Genomic DNA, 20,603 nt, shown 5'->3' on the forward strand with positions numbered 1-20,603 from the left:
GGCTTCGACTGGCCGGAGGCGGGCAGGCGCATCACGTACATGTGGAACCGTGAGAAGACACGACGCCGGCCCGGACGGGCAGCTGTCCGGCGAGCTGCCCACGGCCCTCGCCGATGCCGTGGACGCGTTCGCCCGGTGCCTGGACCCGGACTCGTTCACCGACCGGGCCACCGCTCTCGCCCTGCGGGTCAGGACGGCCGGCGGATTCTGGCCGACCCGGCCGCCCGCCGAACCCGGCCCCGCTCGACGACGACACCCCCGTCCACGCCTGCGCACGCCTCCTCGCCGCGCCCGGCGACGGCGCCCGCAGATACGCCGCGAACGGCAACGCCTCCGCCGGCCCGGCGGGTGTCGCGGCGCTCGCGGTGCTGGCCCGGCTGGAGGCGGGCGAGGTGGTGCGCGTCGGTGAACTGCCCGTGCCCCAGCGCGCGGAGGTCCGTCACCTGCTGCAGGAACTGGAGAGCTTCCGTGCCGTCACCCGCTCCGTCACCCAGTGACCGGATCCCGGCCCACCGGGAGAGGGCCGCGAGGACCGTCGCCGAGATCGCCGACCGGCTGGCGGAGCCCGACCGGGTCGCCGAGATCGCGAGCGCGCCCGACAACCTCATGCGCTACCCCGGCGACCCGCAACCGGTGTGGGATCCGCTGCTGCTCTCCGACGGCCACCCCGGAGTCGCCCTGCTGTTCGCCGAGCCGGCCACGGGCGCGCCGCAGGCGCGTGGCCGGGCACACGCGCACCTGTCCGCGGCGCTCGGCAGCGGGATCCGGCTGCTGCCGCAGTCGCTGTACGGCGGCATGGTGGCCCTCGCGTTCGCCGGACACACCGCGGCCACCGGATTCGGCGGCTACGCCACCATGCTCGCCGGACTGGACCGGCACATCACCGGCCAGGTACGCGACCGCGCACGAGCCGACCGGGAGCGGCTGCGCGCCGGAGAGCCGGTCGCCGCGTGGGACCGCTACGACGTCCTCGGCGGCACCGCCGGAATCGGCCGCTACCTGCTGGCCCGCTGCGAGGCGGCGGCCGACGAGGCCGCGGCGGACGCGCTGACCGACGTCCTCGAATCGCTGGTGACCGCCGCGACCGCGGACGAGATCACGCGCCACGGCACCCCGCTGCCCGCCTGGTGGATCACCGAAGGTCTCGACCACGGGCTGTCCGAACACGTCAACCTCGGCCTCGCACATGGCGTCTGCGGGCCGCTCGCGCTGCTCTCCGTCGCCTGGCGGGCCGGTTTCCGGGTGGACCGGCAGGACGAGGCCATCGAAGGGATCATGGCGCTGCTGACCCGCTGGCGCACCACCGACGAGGCCGGCCCGCGCTGGCCGCACCTGGTGACACGGTCCCACCTGGACAGCGGACCAACGCCGGAACGCGGACGGGACTCCTGGTGCTACGGCGCCGCCGGCACCGCCCGTGCCGTGTACCTGGCCGGCGCCGCACTCGACCGGGCGGACTGGCGCGCCGACGCCCATGCCGCGCTGCGCGGTGCACTGACCGCGGCGAGCGACGATCTCATCCTCGACTCCGCGCTCTGCCACGGCTGGGCCGGACTGCTGCAGATCGTGCTGCGCATGGCCCACGACAGCGCCGACCCGCACTACGACACCCACGCCGACCGGCTGGCGGCCCGAGTGCTGGCCGGCTTCGACGCCGAGGCCCCGTTCGGCTTCCGCTACCGTCACTCCCTCGCCCCCCGTCCCCTGGACCGCCCCGGCTTCCTGGAAGGAGCCGCGGGCAGGTCATGGGACAGCGCACTGCTGCTGACCTGACAGGCGTTTTCCGGATGCGGCATGCCGCCGCCCCGTGGTGGGATGCGCCGCATGACCGACTCGCTGCGCGCTCGGATCGAGCAGTACTACGCCACCGTGCCCCTGCTGTTCGCCGACGCCGAGGAACACGGCCCGCTGCGCCTGTTCGTACGCAAGGAACCGGGAACCCCGTACTACGGCGGCCCCAGCCACGCTCAACCCACCACCGAGAGCAGCGGGTACGTCACCGGGGCCGACATCGCCCGGGTGCGTGCCCGGCAACGCGAACTCGGTGTGCCGGAGGCATTCGAGTGGCTCGCCGAGACCGCCCCGACCCTGCGCGCCCGCATTGAAGCCGCCGGCCTCCCGGTGGCGCGGCGCCCGCTGATGGTCCTCGACCCGCACTGCCACATTCCTGCGCAGCCCCTGCCTGCAGGAGTCACGATCCGCGCCCTGACAGCCGACGACCCCGCCCTCCCCGCGGCCCTCGCCCTGCCCCGCCTGGCGTTCGCCGAGCAGAGCACCGCAGGCCGCGCGCAACTCTCCGCGGCGGCTGCGCGGATCACCGCGGAGGGGGCGGTCGAGACCGTCCGCCCCTGCATCCGCGCGGGACACAAGCAACTCGTCGCCGCCCTCACAGCGGACGGCACCCCGCTCGCCGTCGGCCACTACCACCCGGCCGGCGCCACCACCGAGATCGGCGGCGTCGGCACCCTCCCGACCGCCCGCCGCCGGGGCCTGGCCGCCGCGGTCACGGCGGCCCTGGCCGCCCACGCCCGCGACCACGGGGTGCGCACCCTCTTCCTCGCCTACGCGGACGACCACGTCGCCCGCATCTACTCCCGCCTGGGCTTCCGCCCGGCCGACACCACCCTGCTGATCGCGAACCAGCCCGCACGGTCGTGATGCGGCCGACGCTCTCGGCCGCAGTCCAGAAAAGACCGCTCGAAGGCCCGGCCATCACCTCTCGCCCCGCTCCCGGATCGCGTAGCGGACCAAGTGGCTTGCCCTGGAAGGGCGCCTTGGCTCTGGTGCGCTTGGCCGGCGGCTGTGGGCGGGCCGCTTGCCTGGCCGGACCAGGGCTGCCACCGACCGTGCAGCGCTGTCCGGTGCGCCCCCCACATGCCGGCGGCACCGGTTGGGTCTCCGGCCCCTGCGGCGACATGCCCTACATCGCAGACACCACCGTGTGCCGACTCAGGGCACCTCACGCAGCTGACCGAACTCTTCGGGGCCACCTGGGCCGACACCGATCCCACGCCTCCGGACAGCACCCCAGGCAGGTATCGCCGCAGGAAGCCGCCGTGATCCAGTCGTCGCATCTCACGGACGGCGGACAGCGCCCTCGGGCCCCGGGCGGTTAGGAAGCCGGCTCTTCACAGTTGAGGGAGTACGCATTGTGACGTCGATCCGGGCAGCCGAGGTCGGCGCGTCGAGGGCCGCGCAGAGGTCGAGGTCTCCCAGGGCGCCCCGAGCGACTGCGGCAGCAGTTCGAGGGCGTGATCTGGCGGTTCAAGACGGGGCGGGCAGCGGCGGGGGATGCCGACGGAGTTCGGCGCCTGGTCGACCGTCCACAACCGCTTCCGGCAGTGGCGTGACGCCGGCGTCTTCGAGGCCCTACTGCAGGGCCTGATCACGGAAGCCGCGAAGCGGGGTGAGGTGGACCTGTCCCTGGTCAGCATCGACTCCACCACCGCCCGAGCCCACCACGACGCGGCCGGGATGCACCTCGACGAGGACGTCGTCACCTCCCTGGAGAAAGCCGCGGCCGAGGAGGAGAAGGTCAGGTCAGAGGGGGCGGCCTCGAAGAGCAAAACGGGCAAGAGGTCGAAAGTGATCCCGCGCTGGACGAACGACGACGCATCCGGCGTCGGCGGAAACTCCGGCTGAAGGCCGCCCTGCTCGGACGTTCCAGAGGCGGGCAGACCAGCAAGGTCCACCTCGCCGCCGACCGCAAGTGCCGCCCGCTGGCGTTCATCCTGACCACAGGCCACGCAGCGGACAGCCCGCAGTTCATCCCCGTCCTGAAGAAGGTACGGGTACGCGGGCCCGTCGGCCGACCCCGCATCCGGCCGGACGCGGTCGCCGGGGACCAGGCGTACTCGTCCCGCGGAAACCGCGCCCACCTGCGCAAACGCCGTATCAAGGCGACCACCCGATGACGCGCTGAGGTGCCGCACGCCAAGGGTGGGCAGGGGTTGGGTCAACGGTCGACCAGCCGTGGGCGCGGGGCCTCACCCGTGGATTCCGCGTCGGTGTCGTCGGTGCCGACCGGGCCGCGGGGAAGCATCCGGTCCAGCCACTTCGGCAGCCACCAGTTGGTCCGGCCGAGGAGTGTCATGGTCGCCGGTACCAGCACCATGCGTACGACCGTGGCATCGATGAGGATCGCGGTGGCCAGGCCGAGCCCGAACATTTTGGTGGAGGGGTCCTCGGCGACGGCGAAGGACAGGAAGACCGCCACCATGATGAGGGCGGCCGAGGTGATGATCCGGGCGGTGCCCGAGACGCCCTCAACGATCGCCGTGCCGTTGTCGCCGGTGCGCACGTACTCCTCGCGTACGCGGGAGAGGAGGAACACCTCGTAGTCCATCGACAGGCCGAACAGGATGGCGAAGAGGAACATCGGGATGAACGACACGATCGGAACCGTCGCTTCCAGCCCGATGAGTGCGCCTCCCCAGCCCCACTGGAAGACCGCGACCATGATGCCGTAGGCCGCGCCGATGCTCAGCAGATTCAGCAGTACCGCCTTGAGCGGTACGAGTATCGAGCGGAAGACCAGCATCAGCAGCAGGAACGACATCGCCAGCACGGCGGCGACGAACACCGGCAGGCGCCTGCTGGTGCGTTGGCCCACATCGGACAGGCTCGCGGCGGCGCCGCCGACGTGGGCCCTGGCCGGGCCGTGCCCGATCGCCGTGGGCAGTACGTCGGTGCGCAGCCGGGCGATGGTGTCGGCCGTGGCCTTGTCCTGCGGGCTGGTGGTCGGGAACACCACGAGGGTCGCGATGCCGGTGGCCCGATCGATGTGCGTCGGCGCAACGGATGCGATGCCAGGATCCGCCGCGACCGCCCCGACGAGTCGGTCCAGCACTCCCGGATCACCGGTGGGGTCCGCGGCGATGACGAGGGGACCGTTGGTGCCCGGGCCGAACCCCTCGGCGACGAGGTCGTAGGCCCGACGCTCGGTACGGCTGTGGGGCAGTGAGCCGTCGTCGGGCAGGCCGACGCGCAGGCCGAGCACGGGCAGCGTCGCGGTCAGCAGCAGCCCCGCCGCGCCGACCGCGTACGGCACCGGGTGCCGGCTGACGTGCCCGATCCAGCGACGCCACCCGGCGGCGTGGGCGGCGCCTGCCGCCGGGTCCCGCCGCCGTGCGAGTAGACCCAGCTTCCTGGTCTGCAGAGCCCGGCCGATCCGGCCGACCCGGGCCAGGCGTGGGCCGGCGGCGCCGAGGAAGGCCGGCAGCAGCGTCACCGACGCGAGAACCATGGTCAGAACGACGATCGAGACGGCGAGCCCGCCCACCGTCATGAACGGCACGTTCGCGACCGCCAGGCCGAGGATCGACACGACGACGGTGCCGCCGGCGAAGACCACCGGCCGCCCCGCCGTGGCCACCGCTCGTCCGGCCGCCTCGCGGGGATCGAGCCCGCGCGCGAGGTACTCCCGGTGCCTGGCGAGCACGAACAACGCGTAGTCGATGCCCACTCCGAGCCCGACCATGCTGCCCAGGACCGGTGCGAAGGTGGGGACGTCCGTGACCCCCGCCAGTACCGTCATCGTGGCGACCCCGACGGTCAGTCCGAAGACCGCCATGCCGATCGGCAGCGCGGCGGCGACGAGCGAACCGAACGCCAGGAACAGGATCGCGGCCGCGGCGAGGAGGCCGATCAACTCGCTCACGCCGCCGTCGGGGTCGGAGAAGGCGTAGAAGAGGTCCCCGCCCATCTCGATGCGCAGGGGCAGCTCGGCACGCAGCCGGTCGCCGAGATCGACGAGGGCGTCGAGGTCTTCGGCCGACAGCCGGCTCTGGTCGGGGTACTGCACCCGGACGACCGCGATCCGCCCGTCGGCCGAGACGAGGCCGCCGCGCACGGCGGTGTCCCCGCCTGCGTCGAGTGCCCCCGCCGGGTCGCTCGTGCCGAGCACGTGCGGCAGCCGCTTCACCTCGGTCTGCAGCCGCGTGAGAGCGGTGCGCGCGCTGTCGTGGTCGAAGAATGTCGCAGCACCGTCGAGGGGGGTGACGACCACTTGGGCGGTCATCCCCTCCTGGCCGGTGCCGGCCCGCTCGATCAGTTCCGCGGCCCGCTGGGAGTCCAGTCCCGGAGCGGTGATCGAATCCGCATTCCGCCCGCCGAAGGCGACGGCGGCGAGGACGGCGAGCGTGACGGCGACCAGCCATGCCGCGATCACCCGCACGGGATGGCGGGCGGCGCTTGCGCCCAGGCGCAACAGGGCTTTCGAGAGCATCGGGTCCTCCAACCACCTCGTCGGCCGTCCTTGTACGGCCGCCGATGCGTAAGGCTCGTCGCCACGGCGCTCTGCGGCATCGGCTCGCGGGCCACGGATCCGTCGGCCCCAAGTCGGAGTGACGGCCCGTCCTTTCGGCCGATGCGCGGCACGGCGCGGTCCCTACGCTGAGAACCGTGCTGCGAGACGACCTGCGAACCCTGTGGACCGAACCCCGGCCGCGCGACGCGCCTGCCCGGGTGTGGCGGGACTGGGCGCTGCTCGCCGTGGGCCTGGGCGGTGTGGTGCTGGAGGCCACCCTGCGCGAGAACGTCGTGTGGCGGCCGGTGGCGGTGGGTTTCACCGTATGGCTGTTCCTGCTGCCCCTGTGGCGCCGGACCCGCCCGCTGGCGATGGTCACGCTGGCGTTCGGCTCGGTGCTGCTGCTGCAGGTGGCCTCGCTCGTCGCCGCATCGCGCGAGCCCGTCGGCCTGGACACCGGCGCGGTCGTGCTCGTGCTGGTGTACGCGCTGCCCCGGTGGGGATCGGGACGGGAGATCGTGCTGGGCGGCGCGGTGATCGTCGCGGTCGGCGCGCTGTGTGTCGTCATGGTCGAGAGCCCGGTCGTCGAAAAGGTCGTGGGCTTGGTCTTCCTGCTGCTGCCCGGCGTGGTCGGGGCTGCCGTGCGGTTCCGGGTGACCGCTCGCGAGCGGCAGTTGGAGCAGGTGCGCTCACGCGAGCGCGAGCAGCTCGCCCGGGAACTGCACGACACGGTGGCCCACCACGTGTCGGCCATGGTGATCATCGCCCAGGCGGGCCGGGTGCTCGCGGGCACCGACCCGTCCGCCGCCGTCGAGGCGCTGGAGGGGGTCGAGGAGGAAGGGGCGCGCACGCTGGAGGAAATGCGCGCCATGGTCGCCGCGCTGCGCGACCGCGGGGTCGGCGCCGAGCTGGCGCCGCCTGCCGGCGTCGCGGATCTGGAGCGCCTGGTGCGCACGCCGGGTGATCGCCTCAAGGTCGACCTGGGACTCGACGGCGAACTGGACGCGCTGCCACCGGCCTTGGACGCGGCCGTCTACCGCATCGTGCAGGAGTCGGTGACCAACGCGCTGCGCCATGCGGTCGACGCTACCGAGCTCGTCGTCCGGGTCGCCGCGGGACGGCACACGGTACGGGTGAGCGTGCGCGACAACGGCCGGCGCACCGGCCGGGGTCGCGACGGATACGGACTTACCGGACTGCGCGAGCGCGCGACCCTGCTCGGCGGCACACTACGAGCCGGCCCGGGTACCGACCGGGGCTGGCATGTCGAAGCCGAACTGCCGAGAGCGAGGAGCGAGAGCGGTGTCCATTCGCGTTCTCGTCGCTGACGACCAGACGATCATCCGCACCGGGTTACGGATCATGCTGAACGCCCAGCCCGGAATCGAGGTGGTCGGCGAGGCCGCCGACGGACACGAAGCGGTACGTCTGGCCCGCGAACTGCGCCCCGACGTCTGCCTGTTCGACATCCGCATGCCCGTGCTCGACGGGCTCGAGGCCACCCGGCTGATCGCCGGTCCGGGCGTCGCCGACCCGCTGGCCGTGGTCGTCATCACCACGTTCGACCTCGACGAGTACGTCTACGGCTCACTGCGTGCCGGCGCACGCGGATTCCTCCTCAAGGACACGGGACCGGACCTTCTGGCCCAGGCCGTACGGTCGGCGTCCGACGGTGAGGCGCTCATCGCGCCCAGCGTCACCGTCCGTCTGCTCCAGGCGTTCGCGGACCTGCCCGCCGGCCGGCCCGCGGCCCAGCCGGTCTCCCCCGTCACCGCCCGCGAGGAGCAGGTGCTCCTCGCCGTCGCCCGCGGGCTGACCAACACCGAGATCGCCGACGCGCTGCACATCAGCCTCAGCACGGTGAAGACGCATCTGGCGAGCCTGATGGCCAAACTCGGCGCCCGCAACCGGGTCGAGATCGCGATGTGGGCCTACGAGACGCGCCGTATCCTCCCCGGAACCTGAGCCGGGTGCCGGGCCATGTCCCATGAGTCCCCGCCCGGACATCAGTGCACCGGTCGGCTCACGTCGGCTCCACGTGCCTCACCCGCCCCAGAGCATGACGTACCAGGAGGCCGGAACTGGGACGGTGAGACACCCGATACGACGAGACTCCCGACAGCTACCTCGCCAGTCTCCACCTGCACGCCTCGATGATCTGGATCAAAAGACCTCACCAGGACCACCCGATGATCACGACTCGATACGCGCCCCAGACCGCACTGTCCTGGCCTGCCGCGTGGTCGGGCCCGACGCGTGGTGCCGCCGCTGCGGGAGCGAGCGATCGCGGCGCGACACCGTGCCCCGACAGTTGGCGCACGAACCGTTCGGTTGGCGCCCCACGACGACGATCCCGACAGGTTCGACGGCGTCAAGGTCCTCGGGGTCGATAGGGGTTCTCGGATCATCTGGGCCGGCCCCCGGATGGGAGGGTCCAGGCCGCGGGGCAGGGCGGCAGTGGTGCTCTGTCCGCCCTGCGTCATGAGGGTGAGCAGGCGCAGTTCACTGCGCACGGGAACGGCACCGGCCGAGCCCTCGAGGACGCGGGCAATGCACGGCAGTTGGGCATGCGGCGGCTTGAAGTCGGTGACCAGCGCCACTCCCTCGGCGGTGTCGCCGATCGGTGCCACCCGCCAGAAGCCGTTGTCCCGCGTGTCCGGCAGTGCGGCCAGGCATGACTCCGAGTCGAAGCGGGGGAGGCACAGCCAGTCGACCGGGCTTTTGACGGTATCCGCACCGATCATTGCCGGATCACCGGCGCCAAGGTGGACATGTGTCGTACACGCGCACGATGCTCCTCGCGGTCGGCGCGTTTCCAGGGCTGGGCGGCCCCGATGACCGGCGGGGTGGTGAGCCGGTGCCCGAAGTAGTCGACGGGTCCCGGGTCGGTCCCGAACAGCGAGCGCAGGTCGAGTCCGGCATGGGGGCAACGCGGCACGATCGCAGCCGCGTTCGCGGGCGAGGTGATGTCGGGCAGCGCGCCGCCGCTCAGGCACGGGTCGGCGCTCGTCCCCGACGCCCTTGTCCCGACGCGTTCCTGGCCGGTTGCCTCCCGCCACGCCGCCAGGCTCCGGTATTCGGCGTCGGGCCACCTCACTGTCCACGAACCGGTGGCATGGTACTGGTTGCCCTGGAACACGATTCGGTCGGTGGTGGCGGCCTCGGAGGTGACCAGCGGATATCCGTCCGAGACCAGGATGTTGTTGCGAATACTGACCCCGTGGATCCTGGAGTGCACGAGCATCACGGTCCCCGGGCCCGCCGGTGACGTACGCATGACCACGGTGTTGTTGTGGACGGTCAAGTCGCGCACGTCGATGCCGTAGACGGTCAGGGCCCCGTGGTGGGGCAGTTTCCGCCCGTCGTTGCTGCTGATGTTGTACCTGATGGTGTTGTTCCGGTGCCGGCCGTTGCGGTCGTGCTGGAACACGTAGTAGCCCGGTCCGTCGTTGTGGAAGGACAGGTTGTACTGGACTGTCGAGTCGGACGTGTTGGAGTCCAGGCCGAAGCCGCTGCCGTCCAGGTTGTTGCCGGTGTGATTGCGGTAGGCGGCGCTGTGCTCGATGAGCACGCCCGTGGAGTCGTAGGCCCACAGTCCCGCGGGCCCGACGGGGGCTCGCGGGCCTGAGCGGCGGCCGTTGTCGTACGCCCTGCTCTCGCGCACCGTGGCACCGCGTACGCCACCGATGATGATGCCGCTACCGGTGTGCCGGTTGTTGACGGAGGGATCGCCGGCGTTGTCGAACGCGTCGACCCGTTCCAGGGCGACGTTCTCATGGGCGTAGGCGGGGCGTGCGGCATCGAGGCGGGGCCCGTAGGTGAGCAGCCCGGCATCCCGGTTGCCGTGCAGCTGTGCGCGGCGGACTGTGACGTCCCGGAAGCCGGAGCCGACCACACTCGATCCGACGGCGACGCCGACCCGGAAACCGGAGACGTTGACGTCGGTGACGAGGACGTGACGCTTACGCTCGCCGCCCGCAGCGTCGTTGTACAGGTTGACGCCTGCCTGGTCGCTCTCGGCCGTCCCGGGTCCCACCACGGTGAGATCGCGGATCTCGACGCCCGCCGTGTTGTGCACGGAGACACCGGGGCTGGACCCGGCCGAGACGGTCGCCCGGCCTTCGCCGTAGGAGCCGACAACCACCGGCCGGTCGGCGTCGCCCGCCTCGTCCGCGCCGATCGTCAGGGTGCCGGCGAAGCGGGTCCCCCCGCGCAGCAGGAGCCGGTCACCCGGTTCCAGCGCCGTCCTGTCGGCTCGGGCCAGCGTCCGCCACGCCCGGTCGGGCGAGGTGCCCGCCGCCGAGTCGTCGCCGTCCGCACTGACGTAGTACGTCCTGACCGACGGCGCGTAGTGGGGCAGGGACACGCAGCCGGCGGTGACACCTGCGAGGAGTGCTCCCGCCAGGGCCACGGCGGCACGGCCGGCCATCGGTATCAGACCTCGACGGATTCGGCCGCGCCAGGGAAGACAGGTGCCGGCAACCGTGTGAACCAGTCCGCGGTGCGGCGCAGTCCCGTCTCCAGAGGGACCTCGGGCGCCCAGCCCAGCAGGGCGTGGGCCCGGCTGATGTCAGGTCGCCGACGGGCGGGATCGTCGACGGGCAGGCGACGGTGGACCACGGCCGACGGCGACCCGGTCACCGCCAGCACGAGTTCGGCCAGTCGGCGGACGGTGTACTCGGACGGGTTGCCGAGGTTGATGGGGCCGGCGTGGGGGGAGTCGAGCATGGCCGTCAGACCGCGGACCAGATCGTCGACGTAACAGAAGCTGCGGGTCTGACTGCCGTCGCCGTACACCGTCAGCGGCGCGCCCGCCAGCGCCTGCCGCAGGAAGGTCGACACCACCCGCCCGTCATGGGGGCGCATGTGCGGCCCGTAGGTGTTGAAGATCCGCACGATGCCCGTGTCGACGCCCAGGTTCTCGCGGTAGGCCGTGGTGAGGGCCTCGGCGTACCGCTTGGCCTCGTCGTACACGCTGCGCGGCCCCACCGGATTGACGTTGCCCCAGTAGCCCTCGCGCTGCGGGTGCACGGCCGGATCGCCGTACACCTCGCTGGTGGAGGCGAGCAGGAACCGCGCCCCCCAGCGCAGCGCGAGCAGCAGGGCGTTCTCCGTGCCGTGGCTGCCCGCGGACAGCGTCTCCAGCGGCATCCGCCGGTAGTCCGGCGGCGCGGCGGGGCTGGCGAGGTGGACCACCGCGTCCACCGGCTCCGCCACGTCGAACGGGGCGGTCACGTCCGTGCGGACCAGGGTGAACCTCGGATGCCCGAGCAGGTGGGACACGTTCCGCGCCTCGCTGGTGCAGTGGTTGTCCAGGCACCGGACCGTGTCTCCTCGGCGCAGGAGCGCCTCGCACAGATGCGAGCCGAGGAACCCGCTGCCGCCCGTCACCACAACCTTCATGACACTCTCCCTCCGGACACCCGGCCCAGCGCGTGGACGGTCCAGCCGGCCGTGCGCCACGACTCCTCGTCGAGCGCGTTGCGGGCGTCCAGCAGCTGCGGTCGGCACACCACCGCGGCCAGGGCCGCGGGGTCGACCGCGCGGTACTCCGGCCAGTGCGTCAGATGCAGGACCAGATCGGCCTCCTCGCACGCCTTGGGTACGTCCAGCACACAGGTCAGTTCGGGGAAGGCCGCGCGTGCGTTGTCCAGGGCCTGCGGGTCGTGGACGCGGACGGCGGCGCCCTGGGCCTGGACAGCCGCCGCCACGGCCAGCGCGGGCGAGTCGCGCACGTCGTCGCTGCCCGGTTTGAAGGCGGCGCCCAGCACCCCGACGCGGCGGTCCCTGAAGGAGCCGCCCACCAGTCGCCTGGCCAGGTCGACCGTACGTTGCCGCTGCCGTGTGTTGATCCGGTCCACCTCGCGCAGGAACGCCACCGCCGCGCCGGCCCCGAGTTCCTCGGCGCGGGCGGTGAAGGCGCGGATGTCCTTGGGGAAGCAGCTGCCCCCGTAGCCGAGGCCGGGTTCGAGGAACAGCGGGCCGATGCGCGAGTCGGCGCCGATGGCCCGGGCCAGGAGCAGCGGGTCGGCGCCCGCCGTCTCGCACACCTCCGACATCGCGTTGATGAAGGAGATCTTCGTGGCGAGGAAGGAGTTCGCCGCCACCTTCACCAGTTCCGCGGTGGCCGGGTCGGTGCTGAAGTACGGCACGCCTGCTTGCAGCATGGGACGGTAGAGCGCTCGCAGAACCGCGTCGGCACGCTTCGAGGACACACCCACGACCAGCCGCTCCGGGTACATGGTGTCGTGCACCGCCGAACCCTCGCGCAGGAACTCCGGATTCCAGGCGACCTCACAGTCGGGCGCGGCCCGCATGACGCGTCGGCCGAGCCGGGCGGCGGTGCCGACCGGCACCGTCGACTTGCCGACGACCAGGCTGCCGGGGCGCAGGTGCGGAATCAGTCCGTCGACGACGGCGTCGATGTGGCGCAGGTCTGCCGCCCAGCTGTCCGGCCGCTGCGGTGTGCCCACACACACGAAGTGGATCCTGGCGAAGCGCGCGCCGTGGGCCAGCGACGTCGTGAAGCGCAACCGTCCCGACGCGACCGCACGCGTGAGCAGTCCGTCCAGTCCCTCTTCGTGCACCGGAGGGCGCCCTGACGCCAGGGAGGCGACGCGGTCCTGGTCGATGTCGATGCCGAGGACGTCGTGGCCGAGGTCCGCCATGCAGGCGGCGTGCACGGTTCCCACGTATCCGGTGCCAATGACTGTCATCCGCATGACGTCACTCCTTGGGTTCTGGGCCGACGGGCGGGCGCCACGTACCCGTCAGGGTTCAGCTGCTGGAAGCGCCAGGTGTCCCGGCACATCGCGGTGAGGTCCCGCGAAGGGCGCCAGCGCCAGGCGCGGGCGACCGCGCTCGCGTCCGCGACCAGTTCGGGGACGTCACCCGAGCGGCGTCCGACGATCTCGTACGGGATCTGCCGGCCACACGCCGCCGCGAACTCGGCGACCAGGTCCAGGACCGAACTGCCGGTGCCGGTGCCGAGGTTGAACACGCGCATACCGGGTTCGTCGGCCAGGTGGCCGAGTGCCACGCGATGGGCCTCGACGGCGTCCATGACGTGGAGGTAGTCGCGGATCGCGGTGCCGTCGGGGGTGGGGTAGTCGCCGCCGAAGATCCGCAGTCGCTCCCGACGTCCGACGGCGACCTGCGCCACGTACGGCATGAGGTTGTCGGGTGTGCCGCACGGGTCCTCACCCAGGAGTCCGCTGGGGTGGGCTCCGGTGGGGTTGAAATAGCGCAGGCACAGGACCGCCAGCTCCGGCCAGTGCCGGCAGGCGTCCGACAGGATCTGCTCGCACAGCCACTTGGAGTTCGCGTACGGGTTGGTGGGCCGGGCCGGAGCGGACTCGTCGAGCGGGCCTCGGCTCGCGTCGCCGTAGATGGAGCAGGACGACGAGAACACCAACTGGTGGACGTCGTGTTCCCGCATCGCCGACAGCAGGGCGGTCATACCGCCGACGTTGGTGTCGTAGTACTCGACGGGCATCCGTGCCGACTCGCCCACGGCCTTGAGGGCGGCGAAGTGCACCACCGCGTCCACAGCGTGCCGGGCGAAGACGGCCGAGAGGGCCCGCCGGTCCCGGATGTCCAGCTCGTAGACCGCGCCGCCGGAGCGCCCGGCGATCCGTTCCACCCGGGTGAGAACCTGGGGCTTGCTGTGGGAGTAGTTGTCGACCACGATCACTTCGTGGCCGTGGTCCAGCAGGTCCACGCAGGCGTGGCTGCCGATGAAGCCCGCCCCGCCGGTGACGAGGACCGTCGACGGTGTGCTCATGGTCCGAGACCTTTCGAACGGCGGTATGGCGTCCATCGCCCTCACCAGCCCAGGACGGTCGCCGCGTACTGCGGGTACAGCACCACGGCGGCCGCGGCGGGGAGCGTGGAGAACAGACCGAGGGCCAGCGGCACGCGGGCCGTCGGCAGTACGGCGGTCAGCGGCCGATGGGCTCCGCGGGCCGCCTCCCGCAGGTGCAGCAGCGGTACGGCGACCGCGACGGCGGCGTAGGTCGTCGCCGCGAGCAGGCAGAGGAAGACATAGCCGACGGACGGGCCGGCCTGCTCGCCGTAGAGGGCTACTGCGGAGAGGGACACGGAGAGTGCCGCGAACGGGGCCACCAGCCGCGCCGGCAGCTGTCTGGGGGCCTTGGCTCCCTTGGGAGTGACCTTGAACGTGATCGGTCGGGGCCGCATCCGCTGTACGAGGGCGCTGACGACCCCCCAGATCACGAACGGCCAGCGCGTCAGCGCGAAAAGCCAGACCTCCCAGCTGATCGGCGGGGCGTCGGCCGGTCGCAGCAGTCCGTGCCGCCGCAGAACGAGCAGCGTCAGTATCAGCCAGACAGGCATCAACCAGAAGTGGGCCAGGAAGTCGAAGTAGTTGAGACGCATCCAGGGCAGTTGGCAGAGCACGGCCACCGGAGGCAGCACCAGTCCGGCGACGATCATCATGCCGAGGAGGGGGTAGTAGGCCAGCGCGTACGTGAACCTCAGCCGCAGCAGGAACGGAAGCCGACGCAGATGCCGGGGCAGCAGGTCCAGGAGCATGGTCGTCAGGCTTCGCGCCCACTGGTACTCCTGCGTCGCCATGTCGGCGAAGGTCAGTGGACCGTCGCCGTGCGCCTCGGCGTCGATGGCGAACGCACCGTGCCAGCCCGCCGAGTTGAGCAGGTAGGTGGTGGAGAAGTCCTCGGCCAGCTCCGGCCCCAGACCGCCGATGTCACGCAGGGCCCTGGTGCGCACCGCGTAGTGCGATCCGATGCACATGGGGGCGAGGCCGTCGCAGTGGCCCAGTTGGACGGCGCCGTGCCACACCGCCTCGCGGTGCAGTCGTCCCCGGGCAGACCAGGACACACCGGCGTTCGCGTCGCACATGCTCGGCGCGGCGACGTAGCCGATGGCCGGGTCGGCGAAGGGGCGCACCATCCCGGCGAGATACGTGGGAGCAGGCACATGGTCGCAGTCGAGCTGTGCCACGACGTCGTACCACTCGTAGCCCCAGTGATCGTAGAAGTAGGCGAGGTTTCCCTCCTTGCAGCGCGTACGGCGCGGCCAGTACCGGCGGTGGTAGGCATCCACCCCCTGCCGGGTGGACAGGCGGACGCGGTGGGTCCGGCACCACCGTTCCGCCTCCTCCGTCGGCACCTCGTCGCACAGCCACACGTCGTAGGGGTGCGGATAGTCCTGGGCGAGCATCGCCTCCAGCGTGCGCCGGGTGGTCTGCCACGGCTCGGAGGGCGCCCGGGTCACGGCGAAGGCGACCCGCACCGGGGGAACGGCCAGCGCCGGGTTGATCCGGCGCACCCTCAGCGCCGTGACGAAGAAGTAGGCGGGCAGCGCGGTGAGGTAGAGGAGCAGCGCGCTGTTGATCAGGAGACCGGCCCAGCTCGCCCTGTGCTGGGGCTCCAGCCACCAGGACCAGAACCAGACGAAGCTTGCGGCCCAGCACAGCGTGATCAGGGAGAGGAGGACCCTCCCCCTGAGTGGGAGGGCGAGTACGAACGTCTTCGCGTCCACCGTGCGGCGCGGGGAGGGGCTGCCGAAGACCGGGCCCATCTGCGTCGCCCGGACGACGTTCCCGCTGGAGATGCGGGCCAGGTGGCGCTCGATGGTCACCAGGTCCGCTGGCCCGTCGGCGGGTGCACTGCGCGTCATGCCGGCTCCTGAAGCGACAGACAGTGTACGTTTACGACGTTTCCTCGGAACATGGACATTTCCGTATATGTACGTCGTATACGTACACTGTCCTACGGGGAGTACCCAGAGTCAACACGAACGACCGGAACGCGCGGCGACCCGACGTCTGGAGGACAGCATGGCCAAGAAGCAGACCGGGGCACGGAGCAAGGACAAGGGAGCCGACGCCGGCCCCGCACGTCGCGCGAGTGATCGCGGCCACTACGGCCGGCTCAGCCGGGAACGCGTGATGGCCAGCGCGCTGGCGCTGGTGGACCAGGAGGGCCTGTCGGCCCTGAGCATGCGGCGCCTCGGCGCCGAGCTCGGCGTGGAGGCGATGGCGCTCTACCGGTACGCGTCGAGCAAGGACGCGCTGCTGGACGGTCTGGTCGAGGCTCTCTACCTGGAACTGGAGGAGCGCCTGGCCGCCGATGCCGCGCCCGCCGCGCCGACGGGGGCCGTTCCACGCGCGTGGCGCACCGAGCTTCATCGCATCGCGCGGGCGACGTACGACGTCTGCCTCGCCCACCCTCAGGTGGTGCCGCTGCTCGCCACCCGCATGCTGGCGGTCCCGCTCGCGCGGCGACCGGCCGCGGTGCTGCGTGACCACGAACGGGTGCTCCGGCTGCTTCGGGAGGCAGGGCTCGGCGATACCCGGGTGTCCGACGTCTTCCGGGCCTTCACCGCCTGGCTGCTCGGCTACGTCTCCGTTGAGCTGAGCCCCACGGCGGACAACCCGGACGAGCCTGACCCCGCCTTCCGTCTCGGCCTGCACCGCCTGTCGGCGCAGGAACTGCCCACCCTCCGAGAGACGGCCGCCACGCTGGCCACGCGAGGCGGGCCGGAGGGCCTGGCGGCCGGGCTGGATGCACTGCTCGACCGGTTCACGAGCGAGTAGCCGCTCAATGGCGCGGACACAGTGTGCAGCCCGTGGTCGGTGGGTTCCAGAACCACCCGAGATGGGTGACCGGCCGGCTGACGGCTCACCACCAGCCGAACAGGCCGCTGCCAACGCCAGAACAAGTCATGGACTCGATCCCACAGCAACGGCTCAAGCCGGGCCCACTGCCCATCGTCAGCTCCCCACGTCCCACAAGACGTGATCACCAACAAAACAAGATCCACTTTCGCAACGGGCCTGGGCTCTTGTTCGTTTGGATCACTTCCGCCGGCCGAGGTCACCGTGGATGATGTCCGTGTGACTCACCGCATCAGCGCTCTGATCTCGGCCTTCGGCGTCCTTGCCAGCGTGATGCTGCTCGTTCTTGCCGTTCCTGAGTACCGCTCCGGGGCGTCGGTCCTCTGGCTCGTGGCTGGAGCCGTGATCTTCCTCAGCGCTTCGCACACCCTCGTGAGGGACGTGCGGCGGCTCCGCACTGGTCAGACCGTCTGAGGACGGTCTGGACAGACCACACGACTTCCGGCCGTGAATCCCTCTGGACGGAGTCGCGGGTGATCGACATGATGGGAGCGCTCCCACTCCTTTCACTGTCCGCCTTCGGACCATCCGAAAGTGTGCCTCTATGGAAAGTCAGACCAAGCGCCGTCTGTCCCCGGGCGAGCTCGACGCCCTGCTGCGCGCATCCACTGGAATCGGCTGCCGTCTGGAGTCCGAACTGACCGACGGCTGGTTCAACACCGCCTACCGCGTCGTTCTTGACGACGGCCGGCCGGCCGTCGTCAAACTCGCCCCGCCGGCTGATGTCGCGGTCCTTCGCTACGAACTCGGCATCATGTCCACGGAGGCGATGGTCTACCGGCGCATCGAGGCGCTTCCCGGAGACAGGGTGCCGACGCCCGCCCTGTTGTACGCGGGTGAGGAGTTCCTGGCCGTGTCCGTTCTGGAGGGCACCCCGTGGGACAAGGCGGCGGACCGCGTGTCGCCGGCTGTGCAGGCGGCGCTGCGCCGCGAACTCGGTGCGATCACCGCACAGCTGCACACCCTGGCGCCGGAGGACGGCCGGTTCGGCTATCCGGCGGCCGAGTCCGGGCTGTCCGCATCCGACTGGCGTACGGCCTTCAGCGCCATGGTGCATGCGCTCCTCGACGACGCCGAGCGCTGGCAGTCCCCGCTCGGTGTGCCGCCCGCCGAGATACTGACCCTGGTGGCCGAAGGGGGCTACGCGCTCGACGAGGTCACCGAGCCCCGGCTGGTCCACTTCGATCTGTGGCCCGGCAACATCTTCGTCGACGTCGCCAGGGACGGGGCACAACCCCGGGTCACGGGACTCATCGACCACGAGCGGGCGTTCTGGGGCGACCCGGCCGCCGAGCTGGTCTCCCTGGCCTTCGGCGGCGACGCCGGCCCGGACAGCGACCTCGTCGCCGGATACAGCGACGCCGGCGGCAGATTTGACTTCACGCCTGCCTTCCGGCACCGGCTGGCCCTCTACCGCCTCTACTTGGGCCTGTTGCTCGTCGTGGAATGCGGCCCTCGCGGATACGGTGCCGACCACCTGGCGTTCTGCAAACACTCCCTTGCCGAGGCCATCACCCAACTCCGGGCGCTGGAGTAGGTCCAAGGGAGGAACACCGCAACCGGGGCACCGGGGAGCTCGCCTTCGGAGGGGCACGTGGCGGTGGCCGCCGGTGCCGATGCGGATCCAGGCCCCGTCATAGCGGCGCAGGCCCTTCGCGCCGCCTTCGGCACTGTGTCGGTGCCGTGCTTGCTCCAAGCGGGTGCGGATCGACCACGGTCGCCTGCGGTGTCGTTCGTCGTCGCCTACGCTTCGATCGCCTGGCTGCTGAAGTTCATCGCCAAGCACTCCTTCCATGCCCTTCGTCGTCTACCCGATCGTCAGCGGCGTGCTGTTGCTCGGCAGGCTGGGCACCGGCCTGGTCCACGCATGACCCGCCCTCACCGCCCGCCCCACAGCCTGGCTGCCCCGTGTCCCCGCCGCGCCGGAAAACGGCGGGGGCGGCCTCCAGCGTCGCCGCCCCCGTTCGCACCGTGCATCGCCCGCCCGTGCGCTGACCCACCGTCAGGAGCCTTCTGCCCATGCCCACCTGGCTCGACCCCGACTACCTGATCTCGACCTTCGGCCTGGCCGGCATCCTCGCCATCGTCTTCGCCGAGTCCGGGCTGCTGATCGGCTTCTTCCTCCCGGGCGACTCGCTGCTGTTCACCACCGGACTGCTGGTGGCCGGGCACCAGTACCTCACCCAGCCGCTGTGGCTGGTGTGCCTGCTGGTGGTGCTGGCGGCGATCGTGGGCGACCAGGTCGGCTACCTCTTCGGTCGGAAGGTCGGCCCCGCGCTGTTCCGCCGCCCCGACTCGCGGCTGTTCAAGCAGGAGAACGTGGCCAAAGCGTATGAGTTCTTCGAGAAGTACGGGCCGCGCTCGATCGTGCTCGCCCGCTTCGTGCCCATCGTGCGCACCTTCACCCCGATCATCGCTGGGGTGAGCCGCATGAACTACCGCACCTTCGTGATGTTCAACATCATCGGCGGCGCACTGTGGGGTGCCGGGGTGACCGTGCTCGGCTATTTCCTCGGCCACGTCGCCTTCGTCAAGGCCCATATCGAGCTCATCCTCGTCGGCATCGTCGCCCTGTCCGTCATCCCCATCGCCATCGAGTTCCTGCGCGCCCGCCGCAACAACACCAAGAACGCCACGACCGGGCGGCGCGGCAGCGGCCGGAGGAGGCGCCGGGCCGCCTCCCGCTGATCGCCCGTCGGCGCTGCCTGAAAGCGTCGGCTCCGCGCGCCACAGCACACGGACCGCCGTGACACGGTGGTGTGTCGCGGCGTGGGGGACGGGGAAGCGCCCGAGTGTTCGTTCGGTGGCCGTTCAGTGGCCCAGGACGGTGAGGAATCAGCCCGCGAAGTCGTACGTGGCGTCCGCCGCAGCCAGCACCGCGCCCGCCGTCGGCAGCATCGCCGTCGCGACCCCCGTCCGCCGCTCCGACAGCGCGGCATGCCCCAGCGCGCGCATCCGGCGCAGCACTGCTCCCTCGTGGAAGGCCGGCACGCCCGGCGGCGGGCCCGCGCCGCCAGCGGCCGGCTGGCGACGTTCCGCCGCCGCGATGGAGCCGAGGGCGCACAGCACGTGGTGGCGGTGGTGAAGGTCGCCGGGCCGCCGCCGAACGGACGTCTCCCAGACGCCATCGTCTACGCGAACCGGACCGAGACCCCGGGCATATACCTCTGCTCGACTACCGCGACGGCTGGCGGTGAGAAAGACGACGCCGCCCGCCGCGCTGCCCAGCACACTCTGGCCGAGCACCTGCGCCTCACCGCCGCAGGACGCGTCGACGAATGGGTGGAGCTGTTCGCCGGGTCCTTCGGGAAGTCGGCCGGCAGGCAGGCGGCCCGTCGATCTCGGCCAGGGCCCGGCCGGATCAGGGTGCCGCACACGCGGCGGTATCGGGACGGTACCCGTTGCGGAAGAACTCTTCCCGAAGGGGTCGTTCCACGCTGCTCGGTTCCGGGCGCAGAAGGCGCGCACAGCCGCCGGCACACCATGGGTGAGCTCGCGCCTCAGGGGAGTGGGAAATCGGCGAGGAGCCCGCGTGTGAAGAGGGAGACACATCGGGGCGCGCGATCACTGCGCACGCCCCCTCCGCAGTACTTTCACCTCTCCTTCACCTCTCCTTTGCCCTTTGAAACAGTGGCCCCCCGATCGGTGATGTGTAACTCTCTGATTGCCCGGACTGGCCTGATGCCATCGGATTCC

Annotated in this window: 16 protein-coding genes and 3 pseudogenes; 12 read left to right on the forward strand and 7 right to left on the reverse strand. The window is 71.3% G+C overall.

Annotation, left to right across the window (positions count from 1 at the left end; translation table 11 throughout):
- The first annotated feature begins 113 nt into the window (after positions 1 to 113).
- From ACH5AC_RS34740 to ACH5AC_RS34755, 4 genes and pseudogenes are all read left to right on the forward strand, one after another.
- Entirely contained in the window at positions 114 to 497 is a 384-nt protein-coding gene (locus ACH5AC_RS34740) for a hypothetical protein (RefSeq protein WP_398866297.1), read from the forward strand.
- Positions 469 to 1,773: a lanthionine synthetase C family protein gene (locus tag ACH5AC_RS34745; RefSeq protein WP_398866298.1), complete on the forward strand. Its 1,305-nt coding sequence runs from the start codon at positions 469 to 471 to the stop codon at positions 1,771 to 1,773. The genes ACH5AC_RS34740 and ACH5AC_RS34745 overlap by 29 nt, the downstream gene beginning before the upstream one ends.
- Before the next feature lie 42 nt (positions 1,774 to 1,815).
- Positions 1,816 to 2,658, forward strand: a complete 843-nt coding sequence (locus ACH5AC_RS34750; protein WP_398866299.1) for a GNAT family N-acetyltransferase — start codon at positions 1,816 to 1,818, stop codon at positions 2,656 to 2,658.
- Positions 2,659 to 3,221: 563 nt separating this feature from the next.
- Positions 3,222 to 3,902 (forward strand): annotated as a pseudogene (locus ACH5AC_RS34755) (transposase); the annotation flags it as partial.
- Between the two features lie 53 nt (positions 3,903 to 3,955).
- Here ACH5AC_RS34755 and ACH5AC_RS34760 read toward each other — a convergent pair.
- Positions 3,956 to 6,226, reverse strand: a complete 2,271-nt coding sequence (locus ACH5AC_RS34760; RefSeq protein WP_398866300.1) for an MMPL family transporter — start codon at positions 6,224 to 6,226, stop codon at positions 3,956 to 3,958.
- A 176-nt stretch (positions 6,227 to 6,402) separates the two neighbouring features.
- Here ACH5AC_RS34760 and ACH5AC_RS34765 point away from each other — a divergent pair, with 176 nt between their 5' ends.
- From ACH5AC_RS34765 to ACH5AC_RS34775, 3 genes and pseudogenes are all read left to right on the forward strand, one after another.
- Positions 6,403 to 7,575, forward strand: a complete 1,173-nt coding sequence (locus ACH5AC_RS34765) for a sensor histidine kinase (protein WP_398866301.1) — start codon at positions 6,403 to 6,405, stop codon at positions 7,573 to 7,575.
- Positions 7,550 to 8,212: a response regulator gene (locus ACH5AC_RS34770; RefSeq protein WP_376485678.1), complete on the forward strand. Its 663-nt coding sequence runs from the start codon at positions 7,550 to 7,552 to the stop codon at positions 8,210 to 8,212. The genes ACH5AC_RS34765 and ACH5AC_RS34770 overlap by 26 nt, the downstream gene beginning before the upstream one ends.
- 247 nt (positions 8,213 to 8,459) lie before the next feature.
- Positions 8,460 to 8,594: pseudogene (locus ACH5AC_RS34775) on the forward strand (ISL3 family transposase); the annotation flags it as partial.
- Positions 8,595 to 8,987: 393 nt separating this feature from the next.
- On the opposite strand, the gene ACH5AC_RS34780 reads toward ACH5AC_RS34775, so the two are convergent.
- Genes ACH5AC_RS34780 through ACH5AC_RS34800 form a run of 5 tightly spaced genes read right to left on the reverse strand, consistent with a single transcriptional unit; the run spans position 8,988 to position 15,907 of the window.
- Entirely contained in the window at positions 8,988 to 10,676 is a 1,689-nt protein-coding gene (locus ACH5AC_RS34780; protein ID WP_398866302.1) for a right-handed parallel beta-helix repeat-containing protein, read from the reverse strand.
- Positions 10,677 to 10,681: 5 nt separating this feature from the next.
- Positions 10,682 to 11,650 carry a UDP-glucuronic acid decarboxylase family protein gene (locus tag ACH5AC_RS34785; protein WP_398866303.1) on the reverse strand — a complete coding sequence of 323 codons (969 nt, stop codon included), beginning with the start codon at positions 11,648 to 11,650 and terminating at the stop codon, positions 10,682 to 10,684.
- Entirely contained in the window at positions 11,647 to 12,969 is a 1,323-nt protein-coding gene (locus tag ACH5AC_RS34790; protein WP_398866304.1) for a UDP-glucose dehydrogenase family protein, read from the reverse strand. Before ACH5AC_RS34790 ends, ACH5AC_RS34785 begins: the two co-directional genes overlap by 4 nt.
- Positions 12,960 to 14,030 (reverse strand): UDP-glucose 4-epimerase GalE, encoded by a 1,071-nt coding sequence (galE, locus tag ACH5AC_RS34795; RefSeq protein WP_398866305.1) that lies wholly within the window; start codon positions 14,028 to 14,030, stop codon positions 12,960 to 12,962. The genes ACH5AC_RS34790 and galE overlap by 10 nt, the downstream gene beginning before the upstream one ends.
- Before the next feature lie 41 nt (positions 14,031 to 14,071).
- Positions 14,072 to 15,907, reverse strand: coding sequence for a glycosyltransferase family 2 protein (locus ACH5AC_RS34800; RefSeq protein WP_398866306.1), 1,836 nt, complete (start codon positions 15,905 to 15,907; stop codon positions 14,072 to 14,074).
- A gap of 160 nt (positions 15,908 to 16,067) precedes the next feature.
- Here ACH5AC_RS34800 and ACH5AC_RS34805 point away from each other — a divergent pair, with 160 nt between their 5' ends.
- From ACH5AC_RS34805 to ACH5AC_RS34825, 5 genes and pseudogenes are all read left to right on the forward strand, one after another.
- A complete protein-coding gene (locus ACH5AC_RS34805; RefSeq protein ID WP_398866307.1) occupies positions 16,068 to 16,826 on the forward strand; it encodes a TetR/AcrR family transcriptional regulator in 759 nt (252 codons plus the stop codon).
- Positions 16,827 to 17,126: 300 nt separating this feature from the next.
- On the forward strand, positions 17,127 to 17,321 hold the full coding sequence (locus ACH5AC_RS34810) for a hypothetical protein (RefSeq protein WP_398866308.1): 195 nt from the start codon (positions 17,127 to 17,129) through the stop codon (positions 17,319 to 17,321).
- Positions 17,322 to 17,451: 130 nt separating this feature from the next.
- A complete protein-coding gene (locus ACH5AC_RS34815) occupies positions 17,452 to 18,444 on the forward strand; it encodes a phosphotransferase family protein (protein WP_398866309.1) in 993 nt (330 codons plus the stop codon).
- 114 nt (positions 18,445 to 18,558) lie between these two features.
- Positions 18,559 to 18,778 (forward strand): annotated as a pseudogene (locus tag ACH5AC_RS34820) (undecaprenyl-diphosphate phosphatase); the annotation flags it as partial.
- A 148-nt stretch (positions 18,779 to 18,926) separates the two neighbouring features.
- Positions 18,927 to 19,595, forward strand: coding sequence for a DedA family protein (locus tag ACH5AC_RS34825; protein ID WP_398866310.1), 669 nt, complete (start codon positions 18,927 to 18,929; stop codon positions 19,593 to 19,595).
- A gap of 147 nt (positions 19,596 to 19,742) precedes the next feature.
- Here the strand turns inward: ACH5AC_RS34825 and ACH5AC_RS34830 are convergent, their stop codons facing one another.
- On the reverse strand, positions 19,743 to 19,976 hold the full coding sequence (locus ACH5AC_RS34830) for a hypothetical protein (protein WP_398866311.1): 234 nt from the start codon (positions 19,974 to 19,976) through the stop codon (positions 19,743 to 19,745).
- Between the last annotated feature and the right edge of the window lie 627 nt (positions 19,977 to 20,603).

The sequence above is a fragment of the Streptomyces sp. NPDC018693 genome (genome assembly GCF_044391385.1).
Classification (GTDB): Bacteria; Actinomycetota; Actinomycetes; order Streptomycetales; family Streptomycetaceae; genus Streptomyces.